This is a genomic window from Bartonella sp. AS69XJJH, from assembly GCF_042195585.1.
Lineage (GTDB): Bacteria > Pseudomonadota > Alphaproteobacteria > Rhizobiales > Rhizobiaceae > Bartonella.
The window spans coordinates 12468-38159 of sequence record NZ_JBHIOO010000016.1 but is presented as its reverse complement, the minus strand read 5'-3'; the positions used below and the strand labels follow the sequence as shown (position 1 = coordinate 38159).

The following is a 25692-nucleotide window of genomic DNA, read 5'->3' as shown; positions in this document are numbered from 1 at the left end:
ATGAGAGATATAAAAACTTATCAAAAGAAACGTAAACGATGCGTATGATCTTTAATCACTCATTTGAATAAGAGAGTCTATAAACGCTTTTCATTGCTATCAAACGTATCAATAAAACGTTCTTATCTTTAAAGAGATCATTTAAAACAAAGCATATGATCATGATGCTTCTTTTAAAAACGTTTCAAAATATTAAGCTCAAAATCGAACTGAGTGAGTTCAAATAACGCATTGTCTAAAATCAAACCTATCAAACAAATCAAAACGCTTGGTAGGTTTATCCAATCCAATCAAAAGCAAATGCTTATTAAGTGAATATCTATAACAAAACCCATTTTTTACATTTACGCGCGTTGGTTTTTAAAGCAGCGTTTCAATAAGACAATAAACAACCGCTTTTATAAAATATAAGGTTTTCAAGATTTTGCTCTGCTGTGAAAGCTAGAGCCTAGGTTTATTCATAAATGAAAATGTTCTTAAGCAAATGAAAGAATAATAAGCTTATAAAGCATCAGTTTCAAACGTTTAAAGGTTCATTTAGAAAGTGTCTCATAAGCGTATTTTTACTTTTCATTAAAACCTAATTTCTTTGCAAATTAACCAGCTCAATTTTGAGTTGGTAAAATCAACCAATCCAGTTTTGGAGGCGTTAACTTTAGAATAGAGCATTCTTTAAACAGCATTATTTTACTCAAAATTTAGTAAAACCCTATGCGTTTAGATTTTACAATGGTTTTGAAGTTTACCTGCTTATCTTTGTTTCAATAGGTGCCCCCAAATTTGGGGTGACTAAAATCTCTCAATCCAAATTTGGATCGACCCTATTTGGCTTCGTATTTTTAAACGATAACTTTTAAAACGTTTTTTGATAGCTTGCTTGCATACGTCATAAAAAGGCTTTTGATCATAAGATATAACGTTTTGAATTTCATATTTGTTTATTTCCTTACTCCGGTAAAAAAATACCGTGGTTTTAAAAGCGATCTTGTCTTTAAATCCTTTTATGCAATCTTTATAAATTAAACCTATAAGCTTATGACAATTTCAAACGATTATCCTCTAATAGATGATAAGATATTGCTATAATAAATATAGATTTTTTGCTTCCCAATTTTGGGAAACAATAATATTTTGTCTTTATACGATTAAACAAACCAATCTTTAAAACAAGATGTGATCTTTAAACGTATGTTATTGAAAATTCCAAACAACTAAATTTAAAACAATGCGATTTTTAAGTGATAAAAACGTATCATAAAATTTATGAACTGTTATGAATGATAACTGTTTTTCATTTCATTTGAATACACACATGCGTTATAATATTTACATCATGATTTGCTTTTTATGGTCTATTCATACATGGTAATCTTATATAAAAAAGGGTCAAATGGATCATGCATAAAAGTGTGGATTCTTAAGTGGATCCATATAAAATAATTGCATATAACACACTGAATTTATTATATTTTTATGGAATAAGCGTTTCTGGGGTCTGGAAGTGCTGAAACCGAGCCAGCCTCTTGCTTTTAGTGCTGAGAGCACTTGGACATAACAAGAGCCCCCGGAAATTCCGGGATATCCGCAAAAGCGGTTTTATTTCTAGTTTGAGTTTTTCGGGCTTCCAGACCCTATTTGATCGTCGCGTATACGACCAAAAACACAAGTCTTATTCATAAGGCAATTACTTTTAATCGTCAATTGAAATTACAACAGTGTTTTTTTTGTTTTTTCAAGTTTTCACGTAATCAATGCGTATATTATACATAAAAATATTACTTGAGATACTTTAGATACTGTTAAAAATTGTAAAGCTGAATTAAAGGGTGATGGCAAGGTAATGGGTTGATTTTTTCCTTTACGATTTTATGTTTTCTCCCTCAAATTAGGCTGTTTTCCCGTTTCAAAGATTACGAAAACAGATAAAGATTCTTGTCTTCTATATGGTATACAGAAGATGATACAGCTTATCGTTTTTATTCATCTCAATCGGGGTATCTCAAACATGTTGCTCGTAAATAGTATAAATTTAAAGTCCATGAAATATAAAAATCTTTATATTTAATATAATAAATTTCATTTACCTGAGTTGGTTCAAAATGTTATTATACCCCTTGCTTTTAAGGAGTTCATAAGATCCTTTTTTAATTGTTTTTATTCAGATGCTTGTATTGTGCAAGCGAATGGTTTTGATTGCTTCAGTATGAACAGGCTGGGATGAGAGAATTTGATGGTATTTTTGGCTTTTATTACAAGGTGTAAAGCGATATAAATATCTTTTAAATCGGTGTATTGCTATATTGTAAAACTCTTTTTTCAGAAATCGTAAATATTGAGATATCATATTGATAGAGGCTTGATAACAGTGGGCTTGTAGAGGGGGATTGCATGAGGATTTTTTATTTTTTATACGCTACGTTTTCATTGTTTTGCAAAGGGCGCGCTTCTGAGGCAAGCATAATGGGAACGCCATCACGAATAGGATAGGCAAGTTTGGCTTTGAGAGAAATGAGCTCTTGTGTTTCTCGGTTATAAGAGAGTGTGCCTTTCGTCATCGGGCAGACGAGCAATTCGAGCATTTTGGGATCTGTGGTCATTTTTTTCATGTTGGGACCGTTCATTAGTTTAAGCGGTAATCTGTGCCTGTTTGTTTCATGAGTGAGCGTTCTGTTAATGCAAGAAGAGTTTGGGCACGGCTTTCGATATCTGGAGCTTCAAGGAGAGCTTGTTTTTCTGCTGGTGTAAAGGGGATAAGAGCGGAAAAAGCATTAACCAATATAGGTGTGGGGGCTTCTATAATACTACTCCAATTATATTCCATTTCATGTATGGTTAGATATTTTTCTACAACGTCGAGTAAGTTTTCGCGGTTAATGCTTTCTTCAATATCAAATTCTTGCAAGTCTTTTATGTTTGATTGGATGAGAGCTGTTCGATAGGATTTTGTGTTTGTCAATTCTTGTTCTAAGGTGAAGCGGCAAACACCTTGTAAGATAATGAACAGTTGTCCATTTCCTGTTTCACTGTAGTTTGTAATGCGCCCTATACAGCCTGTTTTATAAAGTTGTGTAGAGAAGCGGTCTGTATTCGATGAAAGTGGTTGAATAATGCCCAATAGACGATCAGTTACCATAACGTTTTCAATCATTTCAAGTGATTCTGATTCAAAAATGTTGAGTGATAAAAAACCACCGGGTAGTAAGAGTGCACCTTCTAAAGGAAAAAGGGCAATTTGCTTTGGAAGATCATTTTCGCAATTGTAAGAGATATTACCAGCTTTCATGAGTATTTTGTCACCTTTGTTCGGTAGTTTTAGTCTGTAAATAGTTGCAATTTATGACACTATTGAGAAAGCAGAAAACCCACTTTTTATGCATTAAAATCATACTTATAAAATACTTGAAGTCTTCATTCTAAAAAAGAATATGAAATCCTCTCTTTAAGGTTGAACTGCGCGAGAAAGAATATTGCTTTGCGATCTTTTTAGTGTGTGACGTTTTGCATGATTTTCAAGAGGTATTTTTGTTTATAGCTTTTGATTTTTATCTTAAATTTTCTAAAATGTGTTCTTTGCAATTTTTGTAAGGTTCAAAAGGAGTCCATTATAAATCTTTTGAAGCAGCTTATGCAAGTTTTAAAATGAGAACATTTTCATCACTTTACTAATGACAGTGTGATAAAGATAGGTTATAGGTTAAAATATGCTGGAAAGAGCGTTATCGTTTCTTTCATTCTTTTGCGGGAGAGTGCAGATTGCGAATTTTCGCATTGCCGCCGAAGGGGAAATGGCCCATAATCTCTCAGGCTTTAGGGACCGTAAAAGGAAGAAGGCAGATCTGGAAAGTCGGGAGAGCCCGCGCCGAAGGTGTAAGCGAAAAAACTTTTCGCGAGTCTCTCAGGTTGATGACAGAGGGGGGTAGAGACGGCCATATTCTGTGGGCGTTAGCGCAGCTTTGGAGTTATTATGGGCACAGCACAAGAAACATCTTTTTTAAAAACACTTCCTTTATATGATTTGCATGAAAAAGCAGGAGCAAAATTTGGTGCTTTTGCGGGGTGGAACATGCCTTTAACTTATCCTCTTGGCGTTTTGAAAGAGCATCTTCATACGCGTGCACATGCAGGACTTTTTGATATTTCTCATATGAAATTGATTGCTGTTGAAGGGGCGCAAGCCGTGGAATTTTTATCCTATGCTTTTCCCATTGATGCAGCAGCTTTAAAGATTGGGCACTCACGGTATAATTACTTGCTTAATGAGCAGGCTGGTATTCTTGATGATCTTATCATTACCCGTTTGGAAGAGGGCCGTTTTATGTTGGTCGCCAATGCCGGTAATGCACAGGCTGATTTTGTAGAATTGGAAAAGCGTGCGGTTGATTTTGAATGTCAAGTGATTGCTCTTGAAAGGGTATTGCTTGCTCTTCAAGGTCCTGAAGCGGCCGCTGTTCTTGCTGATGCCGATTTACCAGGGAATGAATTGTTCTTTATGCAAGGATTCGAACCACAACAAGATTGGTTTATAACGCGTTCTGGTTATACGGGAGAGGATGGTTTTGAAATTGCTTTGCCTATAGGGCATGCGCATATGTTGGCTGAAAAATTGCTGAGTGATTCTCGTGTTGAGTGGATTGGACTTGCAGCACGCGATAGCTTGCGGTTAGAAGCAGGGTTGTGTTTGCATGGAAATGATATTACCCCTGATACGACACCTATTGATGCGGCTCTAACATGGGCTGTTCCTAAAAGTGTTCGAGAAAAAGCACAATTTTATGGCGCGAAGGCTTTTCTTGAAGCGCTGCAAAAAGGACCTGCTCGTTGTCGTGTCGGATTAAAACCGCAAACGCGCCAACCTATTCGTGCTGGTGCGGTGCTTCTGGATGATCAAGGTAATGAGATTGGAGTTGTAACATCAGGTGGTTTTGGTCCTTCTTTTGATGGTCCTGTCGCGATGGGTTATGTTCCTGTTGATTGTAAAGTTGAAGGGACACAAGTCTTTACAGAACTGCGAGGTAAAAAGATTGCATTATCAGTTCATTCACTTCCCTTTGTTGAACAACGTTATTTTAAAGGATGATTTTTTATGTCTAAAACTTATTTTACACAAGACCATGAATGGCTTAGCGTTGAAGGAAAAGTGGTGACTGTTGGGGTTACGCATTATGCGCAAGAGCAATTAGGAGATTTGGTTTTTGTTGATTTACCACAAAGTGGGACAAAACTCTCCAAAGGAGAGGCAGCTGCTGTTGTGGAATCGGTGAAAGCCGCTTCAGATGTTTATGCTCCTCTTGATGGTGAAGTGGTCGAAATCAATGAAGCATTGGCTGATAATCCTGAATTGGTAAATCAGAAAGCCGAAACAGAAGGCTGGTTATGGAAAATGACATTGCAGGATGAGACACAACTGGAAGGGTTGTTGGATAAAGATGCTTATAAGGCTTTGATTGGATGAGTATCATGATCGAGCATTCCTTCTCTTCTCGACATATTGGGCTGCGACCTGATGAAACACAAAAAATGCTTGATGTTTTAGAGCTTGATTGTGTTGATACACTCATTTCTCAAGCTGTTCCACACTCTATCCATTTGGGACGTTCACTTAATTTGCCAAAGGCTGCTAGTGAAGGACAAGCCTTGGAAGAACTCTCCAAGATGATGGAGCGTAATTGTGTGCACAAAAGTTTTATTGGGCAAGGATATCATGGAACTTATGTGCCTCCAGTTATTTTACGAAATCTGTTTGAAAATCCTGCTTGGTATACTGCTTATACGCCTTATCAAGCAGAAATTAGCCAGGGTCGTTTAGAACTTTTGTTTTATTTTCAGACATTGGTGAGTGAACTCACAGGTTTACCGGTTGCGGCTGCTTCCCTTCTTGATGAAGCAACTGCTTTAGCTGAAGCCAATGCCCTCGCTTTTCGCTTTTCCCGTGAGAAAAAGACGAAGATTTCTGTTCAGAGTCTTTTACATCCTCAGACTTTAAGTGTTGCGCAAACGCGTGCTGAAACACAAGGGATTCAGATTAGCCAAAATGGCGAAATTGCTTCTGATACAGCGGCAATTGTTTTATCTTGGCCAGATACAAAAGGTTCTTTTCATGATTACAGTGAGATCATAAAAGAGGCAAAGGAAAAAGGAGCTTTAGTTATCGTTGTGGCTGATCCTTTAGCGCTTACCCTTCAGGAGCCACCTGCTCAATGGGGGGCAGATATCGTTGTTGGCTCTATGCAGCGTTACGGTGTTCCGATGGGATTTGGTGGTCCACATGCTGGTTACCTTGCAGTGAGTGATGCGTTAACGCGTCTTATTCCAGGGCGTATTGTTGGTCAATCCATGGATACGAGAGGGCGTGTTGGTTTTCGTTTAGCTTTGCAAACACGTGAACAACATATTCGGCGCGATAAAGCGACGTCAAATATTTGTACAGCTCAGGCTTTGTTGGCTAATATGGCAACTGCTTATGCTGTTTGGCATGGGCCAAAAGGTTTACAAGAAATTGCGCAGCGAATTCATCATTTAACATGTCGTTTTGTTGCTGGTTTAAAGGCTGCAGGTGTTTTTTGTGAAGGAGAATCTTTTTTTGATTGTGTAAGCATTGTTGTGAAGGGAAAAGCGGAAGAGATTGCGCATCAAGCCAAAATAGGTGGGCGCCTTATTCGTGTTCTCGATGATGACACCATCGCCATTAATTTTGATGAATTATCGACAGAAGAAGATGCTTGTGCTTTAGCGCAGCTTTTTGGGGCACAATTAGGCGATCAGGTTTCTCCACAGCTCTTTGGCAAAAAGCGGGATGCTGCTTTTCTTTCCCAGCCCTTTTTTCATGCGGTTCATTCAGAGACAGATATGATGCGCTTTTTGCGTCGCTTGGCAGATAAGGATTTGGCGCTGGATCGTGCAATGATTCCTCTTGGTTCTTGTACAATGAAGCTTAATGCGGCGGCTGAATTGATGCCTGTGAGTTGGGCTAGCATGGCCAATATACACCCTTTTGTTTCACAAGAGGATGCAGCGGGTTATGTGGAGATGATCGATCAGTTAAATGCGTGGTTGTGCGAAATTACAGGATTTGCGCAAGTTTCTTTTCAGCCAAATTCTGGTGCTCAAGGTGAATATGCGGGGCTTTTGGCTATCCGACGATATTACCAATCACGGGGAGAACATCAACGTACAGTTTGTCTTATTCCTGCATCTGCGCATGGTACCAATCCAGCTTCGGCTCATATGGCAGGTATGGAAGTCGTTGTGGTAAAATGTTTAAGCGATGGCGATGTTGATGTAGACGATCTCAAAATGAAAGCGCAATTGCATAAGGATAAATTGGCTGCTCTCATGATTACTTATCCTTCAACACATGGTGTTTATGAGGAAAGCATTAAGGAAATTTGTTCTATTATTCATGAAAATGGCGGACAAGTTTATTTTGATGGCGCTAATCTCAATGCACTTGTGGGGCTTGCTCGTCCTGCAGATATTGGCGCTGATGTTTGTCATATGAACCTTCATAAAACATTTGCCATTCCCCATGGTGGTGGTGGTCCTGGTATGGGACCAATTGGAGTTGCAGCGCATCTCAAACCATTCTTACCAGGACATGAACAGGATGGGACAACCCATGCTGTTTCGGCAGCTCCTTATGGAAGTGCGTCTATTCTTGCGATTACATGGATGTATATTCGAATGATGGGAGCTGATGGTTTAAAATATGCAACACAAATAGCCATTTTAAATGCTAATTATATTGCTGCACGTCTTTCACCCGCCTATTCCATTCTTTATCGGGGCAAGCATGGACGTGTTGCTCATGAATGTATTGTGGATACACGTGTGTTGAAAGAGCAGTATGGGGTGAGTGTTGATGATATTGCAAAACGTCTCATTGATTATGGATTCCACGCGCCTACGATGTCTTTCCCTGTTCCGGGAACTTTGATGATTGAGCCAACGGAATCAGAACCAAAAGCAGAAATTGATCGTTTCTGTGATGCTTTACTCTCTATTGCTGAAGAAGCAAAGAAAGTTGGTCGTGGGGTTTGGCCAAAAGACAATAATCCATTGGTGAATGCTCCTCATACAGTGGCAGATACTTTAGATGATGCTTGGGCACGACCCTATTCGCGACAAGAAGCTGCTTTTCCCAACAATTCTCTTGATCCAGCCAATAAATATTGGCCTCCTGTATCACGTATTGATAATGTTGCGGGAGACAGAATGCTCATTTGTTCGTGTCCGCCATTGGGAAATACCTATTAAATAACAAATATGTATTTACTTTGTTTATTTACATAAACAAAAAAGCCCACACATTTTGTGTGGGTTTTTTACCTATTGATCATGTTATTATGGCGTTATTTGTCTATTTTCTAAAATTTTGCATCTTTTTTTATAACATGAGAACAATCGGAAAAGTCGACAAAAAGCTGTGTTCTGTAGGCAATAGGCATGTTCTCCTTTGCCTTCTACCGTATGACATGGTTTTAGTGACTAGGCGCGCCGGTCTGCCAGCTAATTCACGTAAACGAGAGTGAAACCTACGGGGATAGGGTCCAGTCTGTTGCATGTATTGTGACATACTACTCTCACTAAGGTGACTACGATTGGTTGCAGAAAGGATAAAATCATTTTTGGAGAGATAACGGGCTTGTTCAATTACTTTTAATGCTTCAGATGATAAGGGCACGCGAAACTCTGTTGTAGCATCACGCATTCCTTTCATATTTTCGGCAGGAATAGTCCATATATCACCCTCAACTTGATCTTTATGAATATAACATAAGGGACGTGTGCAAACCCTTGTAAGGATAAGCAAACGCAAAGCCAAATGTGTCATTGTTGTTTTTTGACAAAGTGTTTTATAAAAATCCGGCACATCTTTTCAATCCATAGCTGGTCTATTAGTGGTTTTATGGCGTTATGTTCCTAAGAGCGTGCGTGCTTTTTCTGTTGCTTGTAAATCAACATCCAATCCTATGCAGCCGCATGTTTTGAGTTAGAGATTGAGAAAAAAAAGAGCTTTATGAGTAGTTCCAGCTTTTGTATGCCAGATGAGGGCGAGGGGATTGCATATACTTTTGTTGACGTAATCTCTGAAACGGGCAAACAACCTAATTTGGGGAGAATATGAAGTTTTAAGGGTAGAAACCATTTACCATTATTCTTAAGTTCAGCTTTACGACTTTCAAAAGCATCTAAAGTAATATCTTTCAAATAATGGAGATTACGTATTGCCTAACACTTTTGTTTGTTGCGTTCTTTAAATGGGGGCACGACCCTCATGCAAAACAGAACGCCATTGATTTGCTAATTCACGGGCTTTTTTTAAGAAACATTTCGCAATGCACCAAAGCCCATTTCACGATGGTGTCCGTGAATTGTATAATGGTAAATCCATTGAGCACCACTATCTTTACGCTTCATAAAGGAGTAAGATGGCAGCATCATTATATTTGCTAGCTCGTAGGTGTTATTACAGTCCTTGGCACTTGAGATGGTTCATTAGAAGCATTTTTAATCCTTTCTTAATAGTTTTTTATCCACAAGGGCTCTTTCCGCTTGTAACTTGCAAGAGACATGGTTTGGGGGATATGGTTTTGGTTGATTCAACCTAGAACAGGTCTGAAATGAAAGAATCTTATGATATTCTGGATTCTCATTTAACAAGTAAAACAATGAACACTCTTTATAAATCCAATGTGTTGTCTTATGATGGAGTTGGTGTAGCATTGAGGTTTTAGAGGAAAAACATGCCTTTAAGAATTTATAACAGACACCAAGTCTTTATAGCAGGTATATTAAATGCTCATCATTAAAATAAATGGAGCGTCAACAGTGGAGAAGGGGGGCCTTAAATCCGTGTGAATGCTCTTATTCTGTTGTGCTGTAAAAACATCATCGCTTGAGGCGTGGTGATATAAGGCACAAAAACTTTATGCATGGGGTGTTTTGATGAGAGAGTTTAGTGAATATTCAAGAGAGGACTTGCTCGTATAATTTTGTGAAAGGAGCCGTATGGAAGGGGAAGCCGAGAATGAGCTGTTCTTGAGAAGTGGGATTGTTTATCAACCAGTTTGAAGAGGGATTTATATCTTTTGATGTGTGGGAAGGAAGCCAAGAACAAAGCGTGTAGAACCTTATACCCCATGCTTTTAAAGCGTTTTAATTCTAATCAGCAATTAAGTTTAAAATTGCTTTCTGTTTGACAGGTGTAAGAATTCTAAAACTTTTTAAAAGCAAAAATTCCTCTTTGTTCGATGCGATTTCATCATGATGGTACGGGGTATGTTCTTTTTTGATGATATCAGCGTAAAAAAGGCAAGTGGGACCTCCAATATATCGGAAATTTCCTTTAAACGTCCTGCGCTCACACGGTTTAAGCCTTTTTCATATTTCTGGATTTGTTGGAAAGTGACACCTAAATGATGCCCTAATGTTTTTTGAGACATTTTTAGCATTTTTCGCCTAAAGCGAATTTTTTTGCCTACAAAAAGATCAATATTAAGATTTGGAGTTTGCATTTTCCCCCTCCGGTTGCGAGCGCCCTCGCATTGGTATTCCGGGAGCTTGAAAACACTGAACCCTAGTCAGCATTTTGCTTTTAGTGCTGAGAGCACCTGGACATAGCAAAATCTCCCGGAATTCCGGGATACCCACATAGTGGGTTTATTTTTACGCTAGGGTTTCGGGTTTTCAAGGCCCTATTGGTCGTTGCGTATACGACCAATACATTTTTTAATGTGTAAAGTAATTTTAGGAAATTGGCAATAAAAATAGTTTTTCTTGAGACGGATAGATTTTTTTAATGAGAGGTTGTTTGCCTTTCAACTTTTTAAGGCTTGCTGACTAAACTGATGACATCAGATATGCATTTCACGAAGGTAAACCTTGGTTTTTAAGCTCAAGGCACCGTTTACGGTGCTGTTCTTAACCAATAATCAAAGTGATTTTTTAGATGCGTCTGAGATATCATGATGATAGGGGAAAGTTTTTATGAGTAAAGATCCCTCATGCAAAATAAAATCAAAACAGAATAGATTTGGTTGTTTTATATTCACATGTTTGTTTTAAGAAGATATTTCTTAATGTTAGTGCCCATTTCACGAATGGCGTTTCGTAAAGCGTATAACGTAAAGGTTTCTATGAAGGGGATAAAAGCTATATTTCTATCTTTACTGAAAAAAGATGCTTGGACGGCACATACTCTTTGTTAGTTCAAAATATTACGACAGTTTTTGCCTTTGAAAGGGAGCATAAGAGATATTTTTCTCTCTTCACGTGTTTTTATCTGTACGCTCAGGTTCGCTTGTGATGTGCAAGCGAATATTTGTGATTGATTCAATATAAACAGATTTGAAATGAGAAAATATATTGGGCTTTCTCATTAGGTGTGAATAATAAATTATTATTATAAATCAATAATTCTATACTTAAGGAAGCGTTTTTTAAGGAGTTTTTTGTTCGTTGTTAAGAATGTGCGTGTTTTAGATAAGAAACTGGATCAACGCAGTTATTGTTAGGATTAAAGTTTTTATGAGAAAAATGAGCATTGTGGAATGATAAGCTTTTGATATAAAGCGTTTTAGAATTTTGCACACTTAATGATAACTTATTTATTTTATCATTTTGTATGCTTGCTATAAGCGATGCAAAGTTGGGATATGGCTTGAGAAAGCAGATGACACAAGTATTATCTTTCGGTAAGTAATTTTGAAGTAAAAGACAGCTTTAAATGACAAAAGAGATAGGTGCACCATGAATGAAGTTACCCATATTGAGACTATTATAGCGCATTATGATGCTGTTTTTTGTGATGTGTGGGGGGTTGTGCATAACGGTGTACATGCATTTGAACCAGCGTTGAAAGCATTATATAAAATTCGACAAATGGGAAAAAGTGTTATTTTATTGACCAATTCTCCTCGGTTACGGGAAGATGTTGCTGCTCAATTACAAAGCATGAATGTTCACAGCGACTATTATGATGCCATTATCACTTCAGGGGATGTAACGCGCGATCTCATTCGGACTGCTCCGCGTAAAGTTTTTTTTATTGGTTCACAACGTGATTTGGTGCTGTTTGAAGGGTTAGAATGTGAATTTGTTGAAGAATGGGAGGCTTCTGTTGTCGTCTGTAGTGGTTTTCTTGAAGATTTTGACGAAGAACCCTCTGCTTATGAGGAAATGTTTCTTCGCATGCGGGCGCGGAATTTACCTTTTATTTGTGCTAATCCTGATGTGATTGTCCATTATGGCAATAAAGAATTTTGGTGCGCTGGTGCATTGGCGCGTCTTTATCAACAATTAGGGGGGGAGGTGCGCATTGCTGGAAAACCTCATGCGCCTATTTATGAATGTGCCTTTGAAAAACTTCAAAAAATACGGGGAACAGTGGAAAAAAGTCAAGTTTTAGCCATTGGTGATGGTCTTTTGACGGATATTAAGGGGGCAGCTCATTTTGGTCTTGATGCCCTTTATATTATGGGGGGGATTCATCATCATGATTATACGCAAAATGGTGTGGTGGATAAGCAAGCTTTGCATTCTTTTCTTGAACATCATGGTTATAAACCACAAGCAATCATGTGGGCACTTCAGTAATGACTAATTTTTTGCGTCTTCAGGGAACTCATATGTTTCCATCGGCTTGGCGGGGAGCAGTGTTGGCACTTGGAAATTTTGATGGTGTTCATTGCGGACATCAGGCGGTGTTGCAAAAAGCGCTTGATTTCGCGCGGATAAAAAAGAAATCAGCAGTTGTTTTAACTTTTGAACCACATCCAAGAAGTTTTTTTCAACGTTCAGCTCCTGTCTATCGTTTGACAGAGGCAGCTGAAAAAGCTGAAATTTTTAAAGTCCTTGGCTTTAATGGCGTGATTGAACAGCCCTTTGATGCACAGTTTGCCACTCTTTCAGCGGATGAATTTATCAAATCGATTTTAAAGGAAGTTTTTGATGTTTCAGTTGTGGTGACAGGGGAAAATTTTCAATTTGGTCATCAGAAAAGCGGAAATGTACATCTTCTTTGCCAAAGGGGAAAGAAATATGGATTTGAGGTTGTGCAAGTTCCTTGCGTTTCTCGTCTTCAAGATTCACAACCTTTGATCATTTCCTCGAGTTTTATTCGGCAACTTCTCTCACAAGGGGAAGTGGACAAAGCAGCCCATTTGTTAGGGTATCACTATCGGATACGCTCCAATATTATTCAAGGGGAAAAACTTGGACGTCTTTTGGGGTTTCCTACTGCTAATCAAATGTTGCCTCCCCAAGTTCGTTTGGCTCATGGTGTTTATGCTGTACGTTTGCGTCGTGCGAACGGTGTTTTGTATGATGGTGTTGCAAGCTTTGGTTGTCGTCCAACGGTTGTTAAAGATGGTGCGCCACTTTTGGAAACCTATTTGTTTGACTTTAACGACGACCTTTATGGGGAAAGCTGTACCGTTTCTTTTTTCCAGTTTTTGCGAGGACAAGAAAAATTTGATGGGCTTAAACCTTTGATTACGCAAATGCACCGTGATGAAAAAAAGGCAAAAGAAATTTTAAAGACAGTACAACCATTATCAAAGTTGGATAGGTTGCTTACTTTTAAAAATATGCCCTAAACTTATCTGAAAAAGAGAGAAGAGCCGTAAAAATAGCACTTAAAGTGATTATAATCACAAAAATATATTCCAAAACATCGTGGAATATATGTTTTTTTCGTTGTTGAGAGGGAGAATCGAATATCTGAAGATCTGATTTTGGCATTATCTTTTTCAAAATTCATTTTATGGCTTTTATTGTCATTCAAAAGTTTACTGCTTGTTTCTTTCTGATCCGTTAAAACTCATCATAAAAGATGCAGTAAAGAATAATCCCCAGCCTATTTGGTAATAATAGACGTGAAGAGGGAGAAAGACTGTTTTTAAAATTTCTTGCGATTTTAAGCTTATAGCTTGATAAAATTTAATAGATGACTCTTTTATTTTAAAAATTTATGGTTTCTTTTTTCTAATTTGTTTTATTATGCCGTATCGTCTTTTATGATGGTATAGAGTTTATGTAAAACCTTACTCATGTGATATTTTGTATCATATGATGAATATTTTAAAAAGGTTTGTTTGTTGTGTCTTGTGAAGTAGAGCGGTGGTCAACAGCTGTTTTGTGCTAACCAATAACGTAAACGAGAATAAAGCTGCTTGAAAATGCTTTAAGTCTCGTTTTTCTCGTATATTGCGAGAGGGGCTTCACATTAAGGAGACTGCGATCGATTGCAGATAAAAAGAAATCATTGCGAGAAAGCAGGTGTACTTGTTTCAAAATTTCTCATGCTTTTGATGATAAAGGTACAATTTTGTTATTGTATCACGTAAATCTTTCAGATTCTCAAGTTAAGAACTGTCCATATATCTCCTTTTTTCTTCACAAATATAACACCTATAACACAGCGGGCAGGCAGTTTTGTAAGGATATGAAAACGCAAAGCTAATAATGTTTTGTTGTTTTTGATAGAAGTATTGGATAAAAGTTGGAACATCTTTCCAATCTACGTTTGGTCTATTTGTAACTTTATGGCATTGTTTTTCTCATAAAGCTTTTGCTTTAGCGATCCTCAACGCGAGCAATATGTTTGAGACAAAGATTAAGGCGCTTTAGTGCTCTCTCTGCTGTTACAGCTTTTGTGTGCCAGATGAGGAGAGCCCCCTATATTGCCTATATTCATTTGGATAATCTCTGAAATCAATTTACAGCCTTATTGGGAAAAAAGATGAAGTTATAAAGGGGAAAATCAGTCCAGATGATTGTCTTTTTAAAATTCGGGTTTTTCACATTCAAAAGGTTCCAGAGCAATATCTCTTAAATCATGAAAATAACAGTTTCAGGCTTTTGTTGTTCTTTGAATAGGATAATCACACCCCACAGGTAAAATAAAATGCTGGAATATATTTGTTTTGCTAATTTACGCGTTTGTTTTAAAGAAATATCTCTCAACGCTTCCTATATCCATTTTCATGATGGCACTCATGAATGGTATCTTGCAAGCTCCGTTGAACGCTATCATCTTTATGCCTAATAAAAGAGCAATCCGGTATCATCAGTTATATTGACAAGCCTTCAGTATTGTACAGCCTTGGCTATTTGAGAGCGTTTATGAGAGGGATTTTTCTTAACTCGTTTTATTTCACACGAACTCTTCCTGCTTGTGACATATAAGAAAAACGCTTTTGATTGATTCACTATCAATAGACTCAAAATGAGAGAATCTTACGGTATTAGGGTTTCTCATTCAACGTGCAAAATAATTAATTACTATAAATCAATATCTTATAATTAACCATAGATGATGGCTTACGGCTTTTTTATAAAATACTCTGCATGCCTTTTATCCGGAATATGGGGGGTAGTGGTTTTACTGTTGTTTTAGGTGTTTGTGGCGTACGGATGAGCTCGTGTTGGTAGAGGATTAAGAAAAAGGAGGTGGAGCAGTGATAAAAGATGAGGTAAAAATTTCCTTGATCATTATATGAATTTTTATGCATTTTTATGGCTTTTGGTGTGCATGTTTGTTGTATATTGAGGGTAAAGCTTGTGTGTAGAGTTTTATGAAGTGGGAAGCCAAGGAAAAGGCGTAAGACAAAGATTATTGACAGATTATTTTTTACAGATCGATGTGTATTTAAGAGTTTTTATCTTTTAAGGCGAGGAGGAAGCGTATAAAAACCTGTGTTTAAAGACGTGCTAAACGATAAAGATGCAGCGAGCGTGCTCCGTGATGGCAATAGGCGAGAAGAGGCAGAGAGGCGGTTTTTAAAATTGTTTGCATGGCTTCAACAGCTGACTGTTCTATAGTTGGAGGAGAAATGGGAATGTGATAGGCTTTTATGCCATATTCATTTGCGATCGTTTTAATGCTAGAAAAGTCAGGTTGATGAAGCTCCTCGTGATCGGGGCGGTTACAGATAATTGTTTTAAAACCAGCTTGTGCCAATGTTTTGATATTTTCTATGCTAATTTGGGCACTGATAAAAATATCAGCTTCAATTTGTTGTAAATTCATTTTTATTTATTCTCAATTGCACGACCTTCATGATACCCTCTGGTCTGGTATATAAAAGAACATAATGAAGGTAAGTTTTTCAATGGCATCTTAACAAAAATATTCTTTTTGTCGAGAAGATCTATTTGGAGAAAATGAGCTGTAAGATGCAAAATATCTCACTCCGCAACATGTTCGTTATTCGATCTTATGCAAGGCGGCTGTTTGGTCTTTATGGATAATCTATTGTGTTTACCAAGTATAGACATTCCATAGTGTTGCTTGTTCACATGCTTGCTAGAGGTATTCTTATTTCTCTTAAGCCCATTTTACCCTGTCAAGCGTATAAGAGTATAAAATTCATTGATCACTAGCCTCTTTACGCTTATGAAGAAGTAGGTTGGCACCATTGTTATATTTTCCAGCCCCAATGTTACTACATTCTTTGGCTCTTGAGACAATTCATAAGAAGCATGTTAATCTTTTCTTGTACAGTTTTTACCCACACGCCAGCCCCGCTTGTAACGTACAAGAGACATGATTGTGATTGATTTAATATCAGAGGGCATAAAATGAGAGAATCTTCCTGATTTAGGCTCTTTCATTCAACATGCAAAACAATGAATGCTTCTTATAGTTTGTTGTATATTCAGAGTGGAGCTTATTTGTAGAGTTGCATTAAGTGGAGTGCATAAAGGGAGAAGCTGCAAAAGGTAGGCGTGAGATAAGAAGCTGGATCATTTACAGAGCATTGTTTACAGATCGACATGGATTTAGGAATCTTCGTTTTAAGGTGGGAGAAGAAGAGGGTGTCTCTTGTTTAAATTTATTTTTATTATTCTCAAGAATATCATCTCCATAATGTTTTTGCTCATGCTAAAAGAATATTATAAAGACAAAATTGTGGGCTGTCGTTTTTATCCTAAAAATAGGAGAAATGGTTATTTTGCACGTATTGGATGCTTGCTTATTTTGTTGATTTCTGTATAATCGTAAAAACGATAATGCTGAAAGGCGTAATAAATGATCATTGGACTTTTGAATCAAAAGGGAGGTGTCGGAAAAACGACGTTGAGTGTTAATCTTGCGGCCAGTTTTGCGCGTACTGGTGCACGGGTATTGCTTATTGATGTTGATCCACAGGGGAGCGCATTGGATTGGGCTGCTGCGCGTGAAGATGAACCTTTGTTTTCGGTTATTGGTTTACCGCGACCAACGGTTCACAAAGAGATTACACAGATTGGTCATGGTTATGATCATATTATTATCGATGGTCCTCCGCGTGTGACTGATCTTGCTCGTAGTGCTCTTATGGCTTCGGATTTGGTGCTTATACCTGTTTTGCCTAGTCCCTATGATATTTGGGCTGCCGATGGAATTGTAAAGCTGATTGATGAAGCGCGTGTTTATAAAGAAAATCTTAAATCTGCTTTTGTTATTAATCGTAAAATAGTCAATACAGCGATAGGGCGTGATGTGAACGAAGCTCTTGGTATATACCCCGTGCATATTCTTTCTTCTAGCGTTGCGCAGCGCGTGATTTTTGCAGAAGCAGCAGCACAGGGGAAGGCGGTTTATGAAGTTGATAAGCAAGGACCAGCAACAGCAGAAATTGAAGCTGTTGCAGCGGAAATCAAGGAGTTAGCGCGATGAATAAAAAAATTAAAATCGGCACAAAACCAACGAATAAATCAATTCCTTTAACGGCGGATGCATGGGTAGGAAGCTCCAAAGGGAGCATGAGTGGAGGTATGAAGCGCCTCACGATTGATATACCAGAAAGTTTGCATCGATTGATTAAGGTAAGTTGTGCAAGTCGTGGAACTAAAATAGCCGATGAGGTACGTGAACTGCTTTCACAAAAATACGGAAAAGTGTAAAAAATGATATACGATAATAAGGTTTCGTTGGTAAGAATGCTTTTTCTAGAGATGATATCGGTTGTTTTTATACGAAGTTAATAATACAAGCGCCCTTCCTTTTTCATGAGGGCTGTTTCATTTAAGTTGTTTTTCATAAGGTTCTGTATCATCTCATGAAAGAGCTGTGAGCTTGCGAAAAATTCTCCGTTTCAAATTTTTCCTTATAAATGTGATAATTATCGTACTACTTGTGATCTTATCCGCTAGATGAATAGATAAGTTTATTCTTCCATAAAAAGTGTCTTGATAATGATTTTAAACGTCAGGTTATTTTTTGTTTATTTTAATTAATACATGCGTAAATAATGGAATTAAGAGTAGCATTGACTATTTTTTTCTGTTATGCAGCGATTTAATTAATTAAATTATATTCATATTTATAAAGGGGGGATAAAAATAAGTAAAATTTACTGATATTGGTGCACTATAAGTTTTCCTAATAATTCTTAATAAACAAAAGAAGTCATTGAGCAGATTATAGACAGTATTTCTTACATTTATATGATTTTATAGTCTTAAATAGTTAATACCAGTCGTAATGGTACGCAAGTAAATAGGTTTTTGCTTCAATTGCAATGTATAAGATCGCTTTTTTAGCATTTCTATTGGCTTTTAAAAAGTGCAGGGGGAACTTAAAGGTTTCTTTCTTTTCCGGTGGTTTAAGAAATGATAAGAGCGCAATCAGTTGATTAAAAGGTGTATTCTTTCATTTGCAGGGAATTTGCAATGGATATAGGCATTACGAATTTTTGATAAAACTTTGTGCGACTTCGCATGATGAAGTGATTTTTGAAAAAATAATTAAAAGCTTTTTGAAAAATGCCAAGATATCAAAATTACTGCTGAAGTTTAAATACTTCAAATACAAAGAACAGCCGTGCAGATAATGTTACAAATGCAAGTCTGATAAATGAAATCAGTTCTCATGATTTAACATGTTTACGTTGGAAGTGTGCGTATTTGCAAAGGAAAGTTAGATGCAAGGTCACAATATGGGAGGGGATGTGAACTCAAAGATATTGTTAATAAAAATAAAACAAAGAGAGGGGTTAAATCATGAACAAGGTCATTATAACAGCGCTATTGCTTTGCATGGGGCTTGTTACTGTTGGTTCACGAAAAAAACTACAGTGTTGAGGAATTTAAGAAAGATAAAAAATTGATGCAAGAATGGGGAAAGAAATGCGATAAAATGGGGATCTCTGCTTTTGCAACCAAGAATTGTCAAAATGTCATGCAAGCCGATATGGAACTTTTTCAAGAGCATTATAGAAATCTTGCAAAGGAACTTCGTGAAAGTGGCAAAAAGGGCAATGAAACTGAAAAAAGCAGGATAACAATTAAATCATAAAAATATATTGATAGCGGTGTTTTTCTTTGTACGCGATTTATCATCATAGGTTGGAAAAAATGCGTACAGAAGTCGATGTTAAAATTTTTGAAAATACACAATGAACTGAATGTACAAATTTAATGGGACCCTAAATTGTGTCCTAAACTTTGTAAATTTGAAAAAAGGGGAATTTATTGATGAATAAAGTCATTATCACAGCATTGCTGGTTTGTACTGGACTTATCCTTGCTGGTTGCGAAAAAACCTATAGCGTAGCAGAGTTTAAAAAAGATCCTAAATTGCTCGAGCAATGGGCAATGAAATGTATGATATCAGGGAATTTAGATTCTCAAAATTGTAAAAACGCAGATAAAGCGTATCGTGAAGTTCATGCCCGAGATTGGCCTGGTGCGAGCTTTGTACATGATGACGAGAAAAAAACTGAAGATAAAAAGGAAGGGAATTAAATCATGAATAAAGTTATTATCGCAGTATTGCTGGTTTGTACTGGACTTGGCGTTTCTGGTTGCGAAAAAACTTACAGCGCAGCGGAATTCAAGAAAGATAAAAAATTACTCGAAGAGTGGGTAAAAAAATGTGAAAAAATGGATCCATCCTCTATAGAGAAATCTAAAAATTGTCAACATGCCAGACAAGCCTATATGGAACTTATGTTTGGCATTAATTAAAAACATACAATTCAATAAATTGATTCTATCAATAAGGATTTTGCTAGTTCTTGATTCTATTACGCTTTTTAGGATCTCTCTAACTTTTAGAGAGTCGTTTGATGGCTTCAAGAATTAGCTGTTTACGATCTCTACTCTTTGTGTAAACGGATGCTATACTGTCATTTGTTCAGCCCAAAAGTGCTTTCAATTGTGATAGTATTGCATCCCCCAATGAGTTGCTACGTGTTACTGCTAATTTTGCAAAGTATAAGCTGATTTTTTAATGTTTTGGTTACATGTATTTAAAATATGAGATTAAATCTATCTTTGGGGTGTTTTTCTGCGTTTATCACAAATAAATGTTTCATCATACTAAGATCGGCTTTAAGCGTTGTGGCTAATTTCGGAAAAATTGAAAGGAAACATTTGTTTGGAATTTACTTTTCTCTGTTTTAATAAAGAAAAAAACATTCTAAATGGAATTATTATCGTTTTATACTCAAATGTTTTTCTCAAAGTATTTTTAAAAAATTGATTTTGATTTGAGACTATTATAACATTAGTTAAGACGTGAGGCAGTTGTTCTATAACGGTTTTGCCGGATGTATGAGGAATTGAGCGCCCTCCACACCTTTTCATTTTTCCCCTCTCTTTTCTGAGTTTGCAAGATTTTCCCTTGTTATTCTTTATCTTAATTGTGCCGTAATATTATCATTTTGAGCAGTGGAGCTCATGTAAAACTTTGCATATGAGATGCTTTTTGTTTTCGAGTGTGTAATGAATGTTATTTTGAATAACACTTTGATTTATAAAAATAGTTTAATTATTTTATGTTGAACGATGATCTCGTCAAAATCTGTTCTAGATTGAATCAATTAAAACCATCTGCTTGCACGTTACAAGCACGGAGAGCCGTGTGGTAAAAACTGTTGAAGAAAGAAGTAAAAATGCCTCTTATGAACGATCTCAAGTGCTAAAGGTTGTTGCAACATTTGGGGCTGGAAAAGTGTGTGATGCTGCTGGTTTATTCTCTCATAAGGGTAAAGATGTTGTTCAATGGATTTATCATAAGCTTCATGAAATGTTATCCTTTAAAATTGTGATATGCACTGAAGGGGGAAGCAAGAGGAACTTACTCAATAAGGAGACAAATTATTTACAGATCGGATCTGGTAGAAAATTTAGTTTTTTAAGGCGGAAATAAAGTTGAGATTCAAGGTAGTGTGAAAAGGCGGACACTGATGGTTAAAAATGCATACAAAAAGCAGAGTTAACACTCAAATAGTTGCAAGCGATGTTTGAAATTGGGTGCGTGATTTATCTGTAGAATTAAAATTTTTCTTTGATCTTATGTGAAATGAAGATGCTCATTTGCGCAGATTACAAAAAGCCAAGAGAGTATGCTTAGTATATTTCTATTACGAGAACTAAAATAACAACAAAAGCATTGATGGTGATAATCAAGGTTGAATAAAGCATAGCGGCTTTTACGAGATCAGCCATAAAAACCTCTTTCTGTTCTTTTTGAGGTGATTTTATGAATAACAATATGTTACAATCTGTAATATATGCTGATACAATATATTCAGCAAGCTTAAAATCGTTCCTTTTTTATAAAGGCTTGAGGAATTGGAGCACTGTGAATCCTAAAAAAGAAAGTTTTAAAGGGGATATTCATTGGTTTTGTAGGTTTTGTGTTGCAGAAAACTTTTTTATCCTGTTATGCTATAAAACACTGTCATTTATAGCGGTAATATAAGGCATAAGTTTTCTTGGAACGTTTAAGTACTTTTTAGTGTGTGATGAATATTCATAGGTTTATTTGTTGCGTTTTCGTTTAAGTGAATCACATGAGTGGAAAGTCAAGAGAAGATCATTTGACAAAAATTCGGACTGCGTACAGAGCAGATTGAGTTAAGATCTTGGTTTTTTAAGGTGAGCGGAGGAAGATAAAAATGTTTTCTGATCGTTCATCTCATAGCAAGATTGGTTAATGCTGCTCTAATGGGGCATGTTTTTGCACAAAAGAATAGCACGTTCCAAACGAAATATATTTATGTTGTATATTAATATATTTTTATTGCATATTTATGTACTTTTTTAAAGAAATATCTCTCAACGCACACGACAGACAGTTTATGATGACACTCGTAAATGGTATAACGGTAAATTTGAATAGTATAACGGTAAAGCTTTCGTGAAATAATATAAAATTTGAATAATATAAAAATCTATAGAATGCTGCCATCTTTACACTTATGAAAGAGCAAGTCACGGTCATCGTACGATTTCTTCTAATGTTTACTATAGCCCTTAGCATTTAAGAGGGTTCATAAGAGGCATTTTTCTTTCAGTGTATTTTATCAACACATCAGGGCGTTGTTTGTGATGTGCGAGAAAGTGATTTTAATTTATTCCACATGGAATAGATTTGAAATGTGATGATTATGAAAGAGAAGAGCTGCATTGAGAGGGTTGAAAATGAGAGAAAGTTCGTAACAAAAATTGTACCTTGATTATAAAATGATTGTTTTTCTCTGTTTCTATACTAGTAGCGCATGTAAAGCCGCGATGTTAAGAGCAAACTGTGTTATGGAGTGAAATAATCTATAGGAAGATGCAGTGAAAATTCTGAAAATATCAATGTGGGGAGTGTTAAGCGTTATGCATTGGATAATATTTTGATTTATAATGATAATCTATCGTTATTCAATTTGAATTAGAGCCCTAAATACCGATGCATTTTTTCATTCCAAATCTATTCTAGATTGAAGCAATCAAAATCATGTCTTTTGCACTTACAAGTGGGGAGGGTCCATGCGGAGCGAAATTGTACAAGAAAGGCATGCTTTTTGAACCGCACTCAAATTGCCAAGGATATCGCAACATGAGGGGCTAGCAAAATATGTGATGGTGCTGGCTTGCTTCTTTTATTAAGCGTAAAGATGGAAAGTGCTCAATGGATTTTATACACGTCATGGAGATTTATCATTATACCATTCATGGCTGGAAGCGCGAAATAGGCTTGGGTGCACTTAAGAGATGTTTCTTTAAAACAAGCGCGTGAATATGCGATTGAAGACATATCGAACTGATCGGCTAAGAAACTCTTGAAAAGGTTCAAAAAATCTTATATAGTCGTTCATTGCAAAGAAAAGCGAATGATAATTTAAAAAAGAAAGATTGATGGCTGTTTAGCTATTTAAGATGTCTTTTTTAATATTGCCGTATGGCTGATCTGTTCAAAAGAGCATTCTTTTCGTATTTTATGCGAAATACTGCATGTGTGCAGAAAGAGCAGGGGGAGGTGTGTCTTTTTGGATGGGTGTGCACTAATTTTGTAGGGTGCTGTCTTATGGGGTGCCAGAAGGTATGCAAGTTTAGGTGCAGAGAAAGCCATAAAGTTATGGAGGGTAAAATGCTGCTATCGGTAAAATGCTGAAATTTTTAATGGGCTTATGCTGCAAGATATGCTGCGGGTTTTTTGTCGGCAGATAGCTTTTATGGCCAAGGTTCTCGCGAGAGTGTGGTTGTTTTCTGTTGAAGACGTGCTGATGATAAAATAGGCAAAGATAAAATAGGCAAGGCGAAATAGACCAAAATCGACAGAGCCAATATAGAAGTTTCATATTGCTATAAAAGTTTCAGTATTGCTACGTAAGGTTTAAGTCTATAGCGTTTCGATGAATTAGTATAGCCGCAATGATGGTTTTGGAGCAAAGCAGAAAAATATTTGAAAGAATGCGTTGAAAGTTGAAGTGGTATACGCTTTGAAGGATTGTCGTGCTGTTGTTTGAGCAATGTTTGCACCACGAGCTTGGTTGAGTGTATCAGCATTGTAGAGAACCTGTTTAATCTCCCTCATTTGAAAGTAAGATTGAACAATAGTGTTGAAGGGGAAGTAAAAATGTCTGTAGTGCAATATGGTGATGATAGTTTTGCAGCAAAAGCAAAAGTTCTTGATAACAACCTTATTGATCGTGATTGGGCGATGACAAAATTTGTTGCCGCTGTTAAAGGATTAGCTCAAGTTGTTGATTATGAAAGCAATATGCTAGAGAGCAGTGGTATTCCAGATTACGAAGAAATAAATTTGCGTAAAATACGTGGTTTGCGTGATCTTAATAAATCCATGAGTGATGTGAAGCGCTACATGAATCAAGATATTGAACATGAGGTTGAAAGTTTGCTATCTGATTTACAAGGAAAATTACAGCGTAATAGTGAATTACTTCAAACACATTTAAATGCAGTTAATGATCTTTCTAGAGCTATGCAATTATCTGGACGCGCGAAAGAAATAGAGGAATGATTCAAATCTGATTAATATTGGCTGTTCTAAGTGATGACAATGATTAGGTAGAGCAGTTGATTTGGATAAATAGTGCGTTTAGTGAGTAGACATGTTTTAAGCGCATTTGGGTATTTAAATTATTATCCTGTTGTACTGTAAAACGCTGTTCTTAAAACAATGTCGTTTAAGGTGTGGTGATGTGAACCGCATGCTGTGGGGGAAACTAGCTGGAAGAGGACTAAGAGAAGGCGGATTATTTACAGAGCATTGTTTGCAGACTGAGTTAATAGGGCGCTTCATTTTTTAGTCTAGAGAAGGCGGATCAAGAGAATATTTAAGCCAGCCTGTGATGCCTTAAAAACAGCTTCCTTGGGGCTGTGGTAATATAAGGTTTTATATATTGAGTCTTTTGAGGGTTGAATATTGCCTATAAGCCTCATGGAGTACTGTCCTTTGAAGTGTGGTGATATGAAGCGGTTAGCTGTTTAAATCTATATGTTTGAGACAAAAATTAAAGCGGTTTAATATTGTTTTCTGCTATTTTAGTTTTTGTATGCTAGATTGGAGAGAACATCCAGATTGGAGTGGATATATTGCATATACCTTTGTTGGTGTAATATTTGAAATGGGGAGGCGATCTTATTGGGAAAGAATAAAGGGGGTAGAAATCAGCTTCCCTCTGTACCACCATCCTTTAATTTAGCTTTATATCTTTCAAAAGTATCTAAAGCACGATCATGTTAAATAATGAAAGATTAGGCCTTTCTTCACGCTTTTTTATTGTGTTTTTTACTGGGGGCACGCCCTTCATGCATGACAAAACACTCAAAATAGAATGGATTTGTTATTCCTAATTCACGACCTTGTTTTTAAGAAACATCTAGGCTCTCAAGCCTATTTTGTGATGGTGTTTATGGGGAGAAACGACATCTCTGATGCAACGGAATTTGTGAATGGTATAATAATAAAGTCCCCATGGAAATCATATAAAATCTATGGGGTACGAGCATCTTTATGCTTAATAAAAGAGTAAGTTGATATTGTTATATTTTTCAACACTGTCATATTCTTTGTTTGCTCCCAATGTTGCTATAGCCTTTGGCACTTGAGAGGGGTCATTAGAGGCATTTTTAATCCTTTCTTAATAGTTTTTTATCCGCAAGGGCTCTTTCCGCTTGTAACTTGCAAGAGACATGATTTTGGTTGATTCAACATGGAACAGGTCTGAAATGAAAGAATCTTACGCTATTTTGGATTCTCATTTTACAAGCAAAACAATGAACACTCTTTATAGATCAATGTGTTATCTTATGAGGGAGTTGGTGTAGCATTGAGATTTTAGAGGGAAAACATGCCTTTAATAATTTATAACAGATATCAAGTTTTTATAGCAGGTATATTAAATGCACATCATCTAAAATAAATGGAGCGTCTACAGCGAAGAAGGGGCTGACTTTTTTTAA

Annotated in this window: 16 protein-coding genes, 2 pseudogenes and 1 riboswitch; of the genes and pseudogenes, 13 read left to right on the top strand and 5 right to left on the bottom strand. The window is 36.7% G+C overall.

The features are described from left to right. Positions 1-2399 precede the first annotated feature (2399 nt). Positions 2400-2606, bottom strand: coding sequence for a Trm112 family protein (locus ACFIK6_RS07400; RefSeq protein WP_375677507.1), 207 nt, complete (start codon positions 2604-2606; stop codon positions 2400-2402). 14 nt (positions 2607-2620) lie between these two features. Then, positions 2621-3283: an LON peptidase substrate-binding domain-containing protein gene (locus ACFIK6_RS07395; protein ID WP_375642224.1), complete on the bottom strand. Its 663-nt coding sequence runs from the start codon at positions 3281-3283 to the stop codon at positions 2621-2623. A gap of 446 nt (positions 3284-3729) precedes the next feature. After that, a riboswitch (glycine riboswitch) is annotated at positions 3730-3827 on the top strand. A gap of 137 nt (positions 3828-3964) precedes the next feature. Here ACFIK6_RS07395 and gcvT point away from each other — a divergent pair. Genes gcvT through gcvP form a run of 3 tightly spaced genes read left to right on the top strand, consistent with a single transcriptional unit; the run spans position 3965 to position 8253 of the window. Next, complete coding sequence (gene gcvT / locus ACFIK6_RS07390) at positions 3965-5077, top strand: glycine cleavage system aminomethyltransferase GcvT (protein WP_375656999.1); 1113 nt, start codon at positions 3965-3967, stop codon at positions 5075-5077. Positions 5078-5083: 6 nt separating this feature from the next. Next, positions 5084-5452, top strand: coding sequence for a glycine cleavage system protein GcvH (gcvH, locus tag ACFIK6_RS07385; protein ID WP_273723568.1), 369 nt, complete (start codon positions 5084-5086; stop codon positions 5450-5452). 5 nt (positions 5453-5457) lie between these two features. After that, positions 5458-8253, top strand: a complete 2796-nt coding sequence (gcvP, locus tag ACFIK6_RS07380; protein ID WP_375677508.1) for an aminomethyl-transferring glycine dehydrogenase — start codon at positions 5458-5460, stop codon at positions 8251-8253. A gap of 87 nt (positions 8254-8340) precedes the next feature. Here the strand turns inward: gcvP and ACFIK6_RS07375 are convergent. Together ACFIK6_RS07375 and ACFIK6_RS07370 are read right to left on the bottom strand one after the other, a co-directional pair. Beyond that, positions 8341-9460: pseudogene (locus ACFIK6_RS07375) on the bottom strand (tyrosine-type recombinase/integrase); the annotation flags it as partial. A gap of 701 nt (positions 9461-10161) precedes the next feature. Next, positions 10162-10514, bottom strand: a pseudogene (locus tag ACFIK6_RS07370) (helix-turn-helix domain-containing protein). Between the two features lie 1234 nt (positions 10515-11748). Between ACFIK6_RS07370 and ACFIK6_RS07365 the strand changes: the two are divergent. The 3 genes from ACFIK6_RS07365 to ACFIK6_RS07355 all read left to right on the top strand — a co-directional run bounded on the left by ACFIK6_RS07365 (position 11749) and on the right by ACFIK6_RS07355 (position 15046). Then, positions 11749-12594, top strand: a complete 846-nt coding sequence (locus tag ACFIK6_RS07365; RefSeq protein ID WP_375642220.1) for a TIGR01459 family HAD-type hydrolase — start codon at positions 11749-11751, stop codon at positions 12592-12594. Beyond that, positions 12594-13595 carry a bifunctional riboflavin kinase/FAD synthetase gene (locus ACFIK6_RS07360; RefSeq protein ID WP_375642219.1) on the top strand — a complete coding sequence of 334 codons (1002 nt, stop codon included), beginning with the start codon at positions 12594-12596 and terminating at the stop codon, positions 13593-13595. The genes ACFIK6_RS07365 and ACFIK6_RS07360 overlap by 1 nt, the downstream gene beginning before the upstream one ends. 1310 nt (positions 13596-14905) lie before the next feature. After that, the gene (locus ACFIK6_RS07355; protein ID WP_375677506.1) at positions 14906-15046 is read left to right on the top strand and encodes a hypothetical protein; all 141 of its coding nucleotides are present in this window, start codon (positions 14906-14908) and stop codon (positions 15044-15046) included. Positions 15047-15700: 654 nt separating this feature from the next. On the opposite strand, the gene ACFIK6_RS07350 is transcribed toward ACFIK6_RS07355, so the two are convergent. Further along, positions 15701-16030 carry a TIGR01244 family sulfur transferase gene (locus tag ACFIK6_RS07350; RefSeq protein WP_375642218.1) on the bottom strand — a complete coding sequence of 110 codons (330 nt, stop codon included), beginning with the start codon at positions 16028-16030 and terminating at the stop codon, positions 15701-15703. Positions 16031-17032: 1002 nt separating this feature from the next. Here ACFIK6_RS07350 and parA point away from each other — a divergent pair. The 7 genes from parA to ACFIK6_RS07315 all read left to right on the top strand — a co-directional run bounded on the left by parA (position 17033) and on the right by ACFIK6_RS07315 (position 24247). After that, positions 17033-17662 carry a ParA family partition ATPase gene (parA, locus tag ACFIK6_RS07345; protein WP_375642217.1) on the top strand — a complete coding sequence of 210 codons (630 nt, stop codon included), beginning with the start codon at positions 17033-17035 and terminating at the stop codon, positions 17660-17662. Further along, entirely contained in the window at positions 17659-17889 is a 231-nt protein-coding gene (locus tag ACFIK6_RS07340; protein WP_375620281.1) for a plasmid partition protein ParG, read from the top strand. The genes parA and ACFIK6_RS07340 overlap by 4 nt, the downstream gene beginning before the upstream one ends. Positions 17890-19039: 1150 nt before the next feature. Beyond that, complete coding sequence (locus ACFIK6_RS07335) at positions 19040-19282, top strand: EexN family lipoprotein (protein WP_375657003.1); 243 nt, start codon at positions 19040-19042, stop codon at positions 19280-19282. Positions 19283-19461: 179 nt separating this feature from the next. Continuing rightward, the gene (locus ACFIK6_RS07330; protein WP_273723556.1) at positions 19462-19731 is read left to right on the top strand and encodes an EexN family lipoprotein; all 270 of its coding nucleotides are present in this window, start codon (positions 19462-19464) and stop codon (positions 19729-19731) included. A 3-nt stretch (positions 19732-19734) separates the two neighbouring features. Then, positions 19735-19953 carry an EexN family lipoprotein gene (locus ACFIK6_RS07325; RefSeq protein ID WP_375657004.1) on the top strand — a complete coding sequence of 73 codons (219 nt, stop codon included), beginning with the start codon at positions 19735-19737 and terminating at the stop codon, positions 19951-19953. 898 nt (positions 19954-20851) lie between these two features. Next, a complete protein-coding gene (locus ACFIK6_RS07320) occupies positions 20852-21139 on the top strand; it encodes a hypothetical protein (RefSeq protein ID WP_375642211.1) in 288 nt (95 codons plus the stop codon). Positions 21140-23842: 2703 nt separating this feature from the next. Next, positions 23843-24247 carry a flagellar protein FlgN gene (locus ACFIK6_RS07315; RefSeq protein WP_375657005.1) on the top strand — a complete coding sequence of 135 codons (405 nt, stop codon included), beginning with the start codon at positions 23843-23845 and terminating at the stop codon, positions 24245-24247. Positions 24248-25692: the final 1445 nt, after the last annotated feature.